This window comes from Eudoraea sp. (assembly GCF_049669105.1).
Lineage (GTDB): Bacteria > Bacteroidota > Bacteroidia > Flavobacteriales > Flavobacteriaceae > Eudoraea.
Window position 1 is genome coordinate 1 of sequence record NZ_JBATKE010000006.1, and the last position, 10048, is coordinate 10048.

General features: G+C 35.8%; 12 protein-coding genes. 2 read left to right on the forward strand and 10 right to left on the reverse strand.

Annotated features, from left to right (window positions below; all coding sequences use genetic code 11):
- Positions 1-234: Rnf-Nqr domain containing protein (locus WBM60_RS00270; protein ID WP_424282616.1), on the forward strand; the 234-nt coding region annotated here is incomplete at its 5' end.
- 197 nt (positions 235-431) lie between these two features.
- On the opposite strand, the gene WBM60_RS00275 is transcribed toward WBM60_RS00270, so the two are convergent.
- From WBM60_RS00275 to WBM60_RS00315, 9 genes are all read right to left on the reverse strand, one after another.
- On the reverse strand, positions 432-923 hold the full coding sequence (locus tag WBM60_RS00275; RefSeq protein ID WP_424259649.1) for a TerC family protein: 492 nt from the start codon (positions 921-923) through the stop codon (positions 432-434).
- A gap of 330 nt (positions 924-1253) precedes the next feature.
- The gene (locus tag WBM60_RS00280; protein WP_424276952.1) at positions 1254-1916 is read right to left on the reverse strand and encodes a hydrolase; all 663 of its coding nucleotides are present in this window, start codon (positions 1914-1916) and stop codon (positions 1254-1256) included.
- Between the two features lie 222 nt (positions 1917-2138).
- Positions 2139-2537, reverse strand: coding sequence for a hypothetical protein (locus WBM60_RS00285; RefSeq protein WP_424259651.1), 399 nt, complete (start codon positions 2535-2537; stop codon positions 2139-2141).
- Positions 2538-2665: 128 nt separating this feature from the next.
- Entirely contained in the window at positions 2666-3499 is an 834-nt protein-coding gene (locus WBM60_RS00290) for a universal stress protein (RefSeq protein WP_424259652.1), read from the reverse strand.
- Positions 3500-3559: 60 nt separating this feature from the next.
- Positions 3560-3988: a hypothetical protein gene (locus WBM60_RS00295; RefSeq protein WP_424259653.1), complete on the reverse strand. Its 429-nt coding sequence runs from the start codon at positions 3986-3988 to the stop codon at positions 3560-3562.
- Positions 3989-4075: 87 nt separating this feature from the next.
- Entirely contained in the window at positions 4076-4351 is a 276-nt protein-coding gene (locus WBM60_RS00300; protein ID WP_424259654.1) for an MBL fold metallo-hydrolase RNA specificity domain-containing protein, read from the reverse strand.
- A gap of 522 nt (positions 4352-4873) precedes the next feature.
- On the reverse strand, positions 4874-5722 hold the full coding sequence (locus WBM60_RS00305; protein WP_424259655.1) for a universal stress protein: 849 nt from the start codon (positions 5720-5722) through the stop codon (positions 4874-4876).
- 224 nt (positions 5723-5946) lie between these two features.
- A complete protein-coding gene (locus WBM60_RS00310; protein WP_424259656.1) occupies positions 5947-6795 on the reverse strand; it encodes a universal stress protein in 849 nt (282 codons plus the stop codon).
- Between the two features lie 35 nt (positions 6796-6830).
- Positions 6831-7448: a universal stress protein gene (locus WBM60_RS00315; protein ID WP_424259657.1), complete on the reverse strand. Its 618-nt coding sequence runs from the start codon at positions 7446-7448 to the stop codon at positions 6831-6833.
- Positions 7449-7538: 90 nt separating this feature from the next.
- Here WBM60_RS00315 and WBM60_RS00320 point away from each other — a divergent pair, with 90 nt between their 5' ends.
- Positions 7539-8678, forward strand: coding sequence for an AAA family ATPase (locus tag WBM60_RS00320; RefSeq protein ID WP_424259658.1), 1140 nt, complete (start codon positions 7539-7541; stop codon positions 8676-8678).
- Positions 8679-9181: 503 nt separating this feature from the next.
- On the opposite strand, the gene WBM60_RS00325 is transcribed toward WBM60_RS00320, so the two are convergent.
- A complete protein-coding gene (locus WBM60_RS00325; protein ID WP_424276951.1) occupies positions 9182-9997 on the reverse strand; it encodes a DUF4138 domain-containing protein in 816 nt (271 codons plus the stop codon).
- Positions 9998-10048: the final 51 nt, after the last annotated feature.

A 10048-nucleotide genomic window follows, 5' to 3' on the forward strand; every position in this document is an offset into this window, starting at 1 on the left:
GTTTTAGGTGTAGCTATATTAGCATTAGGGTTAGAAAATGGCAGCTTACTAAAAGCTGTGTTTTTTGCAATAGCCAACTCTATTGGTTTTGCATTGGCTTTAATTGTTTTCGCAAGTATAAGAGAACAATTAGAATTAGCAGACATACCTAAAGGAATGAAAGGTGTCCCAATTAATTTATTGGTGGCCGGGCTTTTATCACTGGCATTTTTAGGTTTTACTGGTTTGGCATAAATTTATTCTAAAAAAATTTAATTGATTTTTGATATTCTTGTCATCCTGTCTCAAAAACTTTTGGGGTTGTTTTGCTCCACTGTTCCAAAACTCCAGGATAATCTCATGATCTCATAATTGTTTTCCATTTATTCAATACCCCACTCATCTTATTCCCAATCAATGTCCTGGCAAAATTATTTATCATATGGAATAACTTATGAATTGAAATATGGCGTCTTAAGGTACTTAGACCTTCTGTTTTTTAATAACAAGAATGCTCCGAAAATATATGTCATCCAGCTTATCTTATTTATTAAAATAACACCTGGCCATATCAATATATCCCTAAATACAATAGCACCAAGAATTCCATAGAATAATACCCTGTGTTGATTTTTAATAGGTATCTTAAAGGAAGCGAATAACATGGCGATAACAGATAAATTATCCACGCTAAGAGATAGTTCTATTAAAAACCTAGCTATGTATTTCATGAATGCATCATTAGCTGTTAAATAGGTAGGATTATCAACCAAATCAGCTTTAAACAACCAATGTATAGTCAGTGAGAATGGGCCTGCAACCAGTATCCATAAACCGGTTGCAAATGCTGCTTTCTTATTGTTAATTACAACCCCTTTTCTATTAAGGACCAGCAGGTCTATTATTAATATCGCGGAGATGAATGCCAGAAGAACCAAGGCCAAATGGCTGGGTTAGCAGAATAGCAATACCAACACTTATAAAAAAAAGGATTTACCAACATTAAAAAAATTTAAACAGATAACAAAAATGAAATAAACAATTTTCAAATTAATAAGAAACAGATAGAAAAATACCCCTAACCTTAATTGACTTCCATTAGTCCAATAGGACGAACGTTTCATAACAACAAACCCCAATTTAGAATGTTATAAATAGGCGGTATAGGTGTACTAATTTTGTACAATAAGTCTTGGCCGTGAAGTAATTTTAATAGCCCCGTGACCATTCTGATACGACCTGAAAGTAGTTAAGATTCTTAAAGTTAAGTCCCTTTATAATTCATTTCTATATCGAATCATGATATCCTTGAAAAGTTCAGCCGTACTTGGTGGAGTATAAGATATCGCATTTGCTCCTGCCTCTAGGCATTTTAGTATAGTGTCATTAGTCTTACCGCCAGTTGCAAGAATGGCAATGGTATTATCAATATCCCGAATTTTTTTCACTATATCAGGAGTTTTATCTGCGCCCGATACATTGAAAATATCTATACCTGCAGAAATCCTACCTTTTATATCGTCCTTCTCTGAGACAATGGTTATCATTAGCGGAATATCTATTTTTTCCTTTAACCTACAGATCAGTTCATTAGGGGTCGGTTTGTTCAATACCACCCCTAGAGCTCCTTGAAATTCTGCATGTAATGCCAGTTCAATGGACCGATCTCCAGTGGTTAGACCACCTCCGACACCACAAAAAATAGGTTTATCCGCAGCAAGAATCAAAGATTGTGAAATCATGGGCTGTGGGGTAAACGGGTAAACCGCAATAACGGCATTGGCATTCGTGTTTCTGATGATTGCGACATCCGTAGAAAATAAAAAAGACTTTAAAAGTTGGCCAAAAATCCTAATTCCTGTGCAGCTACTAATGACTTCCGGAACAGTTACAATATTTTTCCGAAGTCTGCTTCCAAATGTTGGGATGTGGTCCATAATCCTTTTGCTTAATATAGTATACAATTACCAGTGTAAATCTTCAAATTCTGTATCCCCAGTAAATAATAAAGGATGCTTCTTTCTATTGCTTAATGGGCCTTTTCCCTCGTAAAGCCCAAATTAATGGCATATTCATAAACCAGTTTACGTTCTACAAAACTTGTTTTGATTAGCTTTGGAAATACCAACCTCCGGATATGCACTTTACAATTGTCGTTCTTATAAAACACCTCCAGTGTAATTGAACACCTTGGTTTTATACTCATTAAACTCCAGATAGAATTCCTCAAAACGATTCTTCAATACTTCATGGTTCTCGAAGTAAAAGGTATCGCAGGAAATGTCATCACATTCCAAAAACCCCTTTAACTCATTCGCATACTCGCTTATTTCCTTTTTGAGGTTTTTAGTTTTATCATCATAGTTTTTTCCTTCGTCCTTGAACTTTTCCAAGCGTTCAAAAAGATTGGGCGTTGTGCCTTTAAAAGCTTTGGAACTCAATAATCTATTGATAAATGAGATTTCATTCTCCTTGTATTCAAGCATTGACTTCCAACGTTTCGTGTCGCGATGAAAGTCCCTTAAAATATCTTCCGCTGTGTTGTTTTGATTTATCATATTGACCATGGTTTAGAAGCTTGCCTGAAAAATACTATAACTCCTAGGAATGGAAATGATATTTATCATTTCAACACCCTTCATTGAATATAATTCAGTCTAGGGCCATCTCTTAGGTCAATAATAGATTAGGAGAAAATGAGTAAGGGAATATGTGTGCGATACATCATCTTCTTTACAATGCTTTTATGAAAAAGACAATCGATAAAATTCTTTTTTCTATTGACCAATGCCAAAAGGTCGGCGTTTGATTCTTTCAATAGTATTTCTAAACGCTCCTCAACGTTATCCCAAAATAAGAACTTATAATCCATTTTACCGTAACGAACCGTTTTGGATAACTCATCTTTAAGATTGTTGGCATAAAATTTTTCTTCTTCCCTTTCAAATACGGTTTCGGTAACATTAACAACATCTATCGCTGCCTTATAGTGTCTTGCGATTTTAATGAGAAAGTTTATGTTTTCAGTGTCTTTCTTTTCAAAGTCCGTTGCAAAAATCATTTTTTCGAAGCCCCTGTAAGTAGCATCCTTAGGAACAACCATTAAGGGAAAATCTGTTTTTGTAATAACTCTATAAGCGTTACTGCCAAAAACCTTATTTCCCAAGTCTCCCGAGCCCACTGTTCCCATAACCACCAGGTAGGGCCTATGTTCCTTTATATACTCAGGCAGCCATGAAATGCCTGGGTATTTTAGCATCTCTGTAATACACGCAATACCATTGGCTTCCATTTTGATCTTTATCTTCTTCAAGTGGGTTTTCGCATTTACGTCCAGAATTTGAATTTCCTCAATAACCCGTAACGGGTTTTCTTCCGATTTCAGCATATTACTAGCATCAATAGAGTGTACTATTTGAACCTTGCATTTCATGGCTTTTGCAATGGGTATGACATATTGCATTGCATTTTCTGCGCAGGCTGAAAAATCGGTTGGGTAAATAATTGTTCTGCTATCCATTTTATTATGTTTTAGTGTCTATACTTTTGGGAGTAGTTTTTTCCAACAGATGTTGCACCTTTAGTCTTTTAGCTTTCGATTTTTTAGGATACCTGCCGCATAACTGTAAATTTCTAACCTCAGGGCTGTAAATCTTTCGCCACAATCTGCTACTTGCGCTTTAAGTAACTCGTGCTTCTGGTAAAGCTGCTCATCACACTTACATTCATATACTTCCATTAACCCTCCTGAAATGTTTTCATATCTCGAAAGACTACTTCTGACTTCTGACTTGATTGTTTTCAAATTTTTTAATCGCCTGTGATAGTCTTGTAATTTTTCGAATAGGCCAGGGGTATTGGGCAGAAATTTGTAAGATTTCAGTAATCCTTCAATGAAAACAATGCCATCATCAATAAATTGCAAAGTAGATTTCCAATGCTGGCAGTCCCAGTGCATTTCATGTACTATTGAATTATGTTCCAATTCTGTTTGATTTGTTACCATCATATCATCCCTTTGGTACCAAAATACTATTCTCAAAAGAGTTTGGATATGATATTTATCAGAATGAAGTATTTTATACAATTACTTCGATCACCCCATGAAGGTTAGGGATTTTGACGCTCCAGCCAAAGGTGTCTTTTGTTTTGACGCTAAATGCATCCAAGGCGGGTGGCTCGCCATGATAAGAAATACTTTTTCAGGAACTTTTTTAATTTCCCTCATCCAATCTAACAGTTCACCTTGATCTGCATGGGCAGAAAGACTTTCCAAATGGACTATTTTAGCCTTTATAGGATAATACTGACCGAACAATTTACGTTCGTTCGCACCTTCCAACAGCTGCCCTCCCCTTGTACTTTCTGCCATGGGGCCTTAAAAAAACAAAGGCATTACTGATTTTGACAATTCTACCAGAATAATTATCGATACTAACCCATTCCCCGATTTCCATAAGGGTAGTGAACACATTATTAATATCTAGGACATCCTTAATGGCATTGATTTCTATACGATCACCAGGCTTGTAAACCCTGAACATAAGAATTTAAAATGATCCGGCGATACTCAGGATCAATTTCTGCAAGGTAAAAGCGATACCGGCAGTAAAAAGACCTAGAAAGATGGTATAATCCTTTGGACTATCCAATTTAAAGTATAGACAAGAGGTAGTATCGTAAAAAAGTATCCAGCTACATCAATTGCCTTTTGCGCCTGATATACAACAACAGTTTGTTGCTGGCTCTTTTTACCAACTTTCTGAGAAAGCCCATGGCGACAATGATGACTACTACCCAGAGCAGTAGTCTAGCTAGCTTGATTACAACAGGCTCTTTAAAGAGATCCAATAATTCTTACATTAATTTTATTTTTTAGTGGGTAATTGACGTCCTACTCCATGTCTTTCAGTACCAAAATCGGAATTTCGGAGTAGTAACCTAACTCCTTAACCAGCGGATTGGAAAGGATACTGCCAAAGAACATATGTTTTTTGTTCATAAAGGCAACCATCCCACTTTCCCTGCTTTGGATAAAGGTGTCAATGCCTTTTTGTACTTTGACATCAGACATTGTATGAAAGCTGTGATCAACCACGTCTAACATGTGATCTAATAGCACTTTATTGTTTTCCTGTATCTTGCTCAGCTTGGAACTCTCCATGATATGCAGCACGCGAATGGGCGACTTATGGCTCTTGGCAATATCCAATAGAACCTGAATTTCCCTTCTTTTAAAGCTTGCCTTAAAGTCTGTGGGGAAAACAATTTCTTTAGGGGGCGCAAATCGTACATTTTCAGGTATGCCCAAAACCGGACACTCCGTTACCTTTTCCATGATATTGACAGTATTCGTTCCAAAAATCGTGGATCTTGTGCCTCCTGCACCCTTGGTTCCCATAACGACCAGATCAATATCTTTTTTGGCAATAATATTCTTTACCCCATAGAGAATCGAATTGTATTGCGAAATCTTATAAAACCTATGCTTGGGGTTCTCTTCACGTAAGCTCAATATTTCCATTTGTTTTTCCAATCCATCCAAAGAAAGCTTTTTGGCCGCTTCATAGTCAACATCCCCCGGTTCTGGTACCATTATACTTTTGGTAGAGTAGCCTTTCACTTGATAGACGTTCAATAAATAAAACTCACATTTTTCCTTTTCGTGCATGTCCAATGCATACCGAATTGCGTTCAAGGCATTTTTGGAAAAATCGGTTGGCAACAAAATTCGTTTGTCCATGATGTAATTTTAGGTTTATCAGGTAAAAATAGAATCCGAAGGGCAGCTATGCCATGACATTTATCAGTCCATACTTGGATTTAAAAAAAAGGAATTTCCAAATTGAAACTTACCTGTTTTACAAGTGACCTTTGCATTGATTTTCCTAGTGGATGTATAGCATAAAATAGTGCGTTGTATGCGTTATTGGAAAAATCAGTTGTTATAGGAATATTCGTAAAAACTCAATTTTTTGTCTCATGTGGAATGACCAAAAGTGGAAATATAAGATTGAACCCTAATTCCCTTATTACCGATATAGAAAAAAGACGTTCTAAAAAATGACGTTTTAACCTTAGCATTGCCAATAAATCGGTATTATTCTTAAAGGTAAAATCAATAATCGCATCCGGTATTTTATTATCAGCGTCAATATGAAATTGACAGGGAATACCTTTTAGGATATCTTCTAAACTTGCTTTGTGTAACAATTGACCTGTATTAAGTTCTTGCCCTCCCGAAACATATAACACATCGATTTGTGAACGATGTTGTTTGGCAATTTCCATCATTCCCCTTAATTTTTCCTTTTGGTACACAATTTCATAGTCCGTAGGCAATAAAATCCTTTTGGGAACCTTGTATTTAAAGTCAGAAGGAACCGCTAGTATAGGACACCCCGACTTTTTAATTACATGTATGGTATTGGTGCCGAATAAGATGTCGGCTGCCCCAGTGGCCCCTTGAGTTCCCATAATGACAATGTCGATGTTTTCCTTTTCAATGATCTTTTTGATTTCAGCTACCAAGGAATTAAATGCACAATGGGGTATGAAAAGGTGTTTGGGATTTTTGAATTTCTTCGAAATGTGTTTTTGCAGTTCTGCCATTTGGGCCAAGGAAGATTCTTGGTTTGCATCCTTGTGATCGGTTTGCCCTGGATTAAACTCCTCCATTTTATCATGATAGGCAGAAGGTGTAAATGTATTCAACAAATAAAACGCGCATTCCTCTTTTTTATAAAGGTTTAGCGCATAGCTTATGGCATTAAATGCATTTTCCGAAAAATCTGTTGGCAATATTATTTTTTTCATTTTTTTCATTTTTAATATTTTTATGTTTCTATGTTTTATCGAAATCTGTTTTGCATTACTAAAAAAGGAATCTTAACGTGTAGTGTTATTTTATCCAATGTAGGTTGATACAGCACTTTTTCCAAATGAGAATGCCTCGTATTTATCATTACCAAAAGGTCGATGTCATTTTTTGAAATGAATTTGTTAATGGCATCGCTTTTGTCCTCTCCAACAATTGTGTCAAACACAAGTTTTGGTTTTGGTAGACCACCAATTAGAAATTGCCTATTGTCCTGCTGCCGTAACGAAAGAGCCGTTGTAGGATTTATATACAAAATATGAATAGTAGATCTGAACGAACCCGACATATCGCTCAATAACTTCAGTTCCCTTCTTTTATAGGGCACCAAATAATCGGTAGGGAAAAGTATTTTTTTAGGCGGGTGATACAGGAAATTTTCTGGAATGGCCAGAATAGGACATAGTACATACTTAAGCAATTGTAAGGTATTGCTGCCAAATGTAATCTTGGGGTCATTCGTTTTTCCTTTGGTGCCCATGACCACGATATCGATATTCTCTTGGTTGACCAAATCGTTCACCTCATCGGCAAGGGTGCCAAAAGCGGATAGAGTCTTGTATTTGTGCTTTGGATTGGGAGCGTAGTCCATTATTTCATGCCAGATTTTCTTAAGTTTTTTCTCCGAATTTTGATAAACTACTTCCTTTAGGTTCTCAAATAAATTTTTGCTTTCATTGGAATGTCGGGCATAAACCTCGTCTGCAAAGGCGGGGATGAAAAAAAAGTACTATTCCTTGATGAATTTCCATGGATGTATACCCATAAATCCAAATTCGTTCAACTGTTTGGTCATTTCTGGAATAGTTACTGCTCAAAGAGAAACGATTTAGTAGTCGTTATTTGTGGTTCCGCTGCATCTTTTATGGTAAATAAAGTAATGAAGGATCCTAAAGGGTTGCACCATAGAATCACCCTACCAATTAGGCTATTGCCTTTTAACCTTTATGAAACAGAATTATTTTTGAAGTCCAAGAAGGTTAATCTCGATAGATATTCTTATCTACAATTATACATGGCAGTAGGAGGTATTCCACATTATTTGGAAAAAATCCAATCAGGTGATAGTGTTCCAGTTGCAATTGATAGGTTGTGCTTTGACAAGAGTGGACTTTTGGTGGATGAGTTCAATCATATATTTGCTTCACTTTTTGATGATTCCGATAATCATATAAAAATTGTTGAGGCACTTGCAACTTCACAAAAAGGAATAACCCGTGATGAGTTGATCCTAAAAAGCAAAATCAGTTCAGGAGGCACTTTGACCAAGACCATAGAAGAATTAAGCGAGTCCGGATTCCTTTCTGAGTATGAGCCTTACAGCAATACCTCCAAAGAGACATTGTATAGATTAACGGATGAATATTCGATGTTCTATTTGAAATACATGAAAAAAAACAAGGGTGGAAGTTGGAAGACTCTATATAGCTCAAGAAGCTATGCTTCTTGGAGTGGTTTTGCGTTTGAAAATCTTTGTTTAAAACATGATAGACAAATATTGATTGGTTTGGGAATAAACGGAATTGATGCAAATAGTTCAAGCTGGAGAAACGATAATGCTCAAATTGACCTACTTATTGATAGGAGCGACAGGACAATTAATATTTGTGAATTGAAATTCAGTGAAAGTGAATTTACAATTAGTAAATCGTATGCCGATAATATTCGTAACAAGAAAAGGGAGTTCATCGCTGAAATGAAAGATAGAAAAAATGTATTCGTAACATTTGTAACTACGTTTGGTGTGAAAAATAACAGTCATAGCGATGAAGTGATGGACAATCAAGTTACCATGGATAGTCTATTCAAAAAAAGTGAATAAATTCTATTGTCAGCCAAAAACAACAAATATCAATACGATTTGGCTGAGAATAGAAATATTAGGCTACAATAACCTGGTTCAGAATAATCGGATACGACCTAAATTGTATGTAATACCATGTCCCTATACCGGTCGGAATGCCGGAAGATGAATTCTCAAAAAGGGATAAAGTCCAAATAAGTGACTCATTTGCATCCGATAAACATATGATAATCAGATAGTTAAATTGTACTATAACTTTCATTATGTATAATAGACCTGTAACCACATGATTATCAATAATTAAAAAATGTTGGATATAGATAGTAGCTCGGATTGGTACTCATCCATTTTGGGAAATTTGAGAGATAATAACTACTTGACTCAAAGTGATGTTAACATTTTATTGAAGGACTCTGTTTCAAGCAATTCAGTGAACCTAACAAATGTAAGTGTAGAGAAAGCTGAAATAGTTAGAAAAGCTCTTTTGGAAAACGGTAATCGAAGAAAGTTCAAATAAACGTTTAATTTTTCATCTCAAATACCACATCCCGACTCCCATTCAACTCATCTAGTTTTAGAATAAGGTTATCATGTTTTCCCAAAGTGAATTTTGAATAGACATAAACGAATTGGATCTTTGATCCCTTGGGAACAGTTTTAGGCACGTTATATCGGAAAATAGGGGAGAGAACAAACTCCTGATATGATGTTCTTCTTTTCTTTATTCCATTGGTTTTGATCATCCACAAGGTGTTGATGTCAAAGTCAATATTGGAATTGTTACTGATTTCAAAGACCACATAAACTTCTTTATCATGATAAATACTTTTAGTCATGCTAACTTTAATTCCTTTGTTCTGCTTGATTTGGGTGTAATTTCTTTGATTTTTGAGTAACTGAGCACATAGTTTTTGGTAGTTGGAACTTTTAGAATCCAGTCCAATATTTTCTGTGATCGATTGGTTTTGTGAAATGGGTGTAATGATGGTCTTTTCATTACCTATGCTTTCTTCTTTTGCAATAAAGTAATTAAGCTTCGGCAATCGGTCAGCATATTTTAAAATATAGGAATAGACCTGGCCATCATTTGTAATGGTCAATAGGTTGCTTTCCGTTCCGGGCTTAGCTTGTAACAATCCAAAATATTGTTCTTTCTCACGATTGTAGTTGAATACAAAATGTGATGCCCCTGTAATTCCCTGACGTATCGGATTTGGAAAGAACAAGGCAACATTCTTTTGGTCATTTGCATAGATGGTATCTAGAGTTTCACCATTTTGAGCCATGGCAAATAAGGATAGTAAGAGAAGACTGCAAAGAGTTAATTTACCTTTCATAATAGTGGATTTTAGTTATAGCCCTTCAAAGGCTTAATGTTCGAATTTTAG

Bases quoted from the DNA above. Each gene is read 5' to 3' on its own strand.
- WBM60_RS00305 (WP_424259655.1), bottom strand. From the start codon at position 5,722: ATGGACAAACGAATTTTGTTGCCAACCGATTTTTCCAAAAATGCCTTG.
- WBM60_RS00300 (WP_424259654.1), bottom strand. From the start codon at position 4,351: ATGGCAGAAAGTACAAGGGGAGGGCAGCTGTTGGAAGGTGCGAACGAA.
- WBM60_RS00285 (WP_424259651.1), bottom strand. From the start codon at position 2,537: ATGATAAATCAAAACAACACAGCGGAAGATATTTTAAGGGACTTTCAT.
- WBM60_RS00325 (WP_424276951.1), bottom strand. From the start codon at position 9,997: ATGAAAGGTAAATTAACTCTTTGCAGTCTTCTCTTACTATCCTTATTT.
- WBM60_RS00280 (WP_424276952.1), bottom strand. From the start codon at position 1,916: ATGGACCACATCCCAACATTTGGAAGCAGACTTCGGAAAAATATTGTA.
- WBM60_RS00310 (WP_424259656.1), bottom strand. From the start codon at position 6,795: ATGAAAAAAATAATATTGCCAACAGATTTTTCGGAAAATGCATTTAAT.
- WBM60_RS00320 (WP_424259658.1), top strand. From the start codon at position 7,539: ATGTCGGGCATAAACCTCGTCTGCAAAGGCGGGGATGAAAAAAAAGTA.
- WBM60_RS00315 (WP_424259657.1), bottom strand. From the start codon at position 7,448: ATGGACTACGCTCCCAATCCAAAGCACAAATACAAGACTCTATCCGCT.
- WBM60_RS00290 (WP_424259652.1), bottom strand. From the start codon at position 3,499: ATGGATAGCAGAACAATTATTTACCCAACCGATTTTTCAGCCTGCGCA.
- WBM60_RS00295 (WP_424259653.1), bottom strand. From the start codon at position 3,988: ATGATGGTAACAAATCAAACAGAATTGGAACATAATTCAATAGTACAT.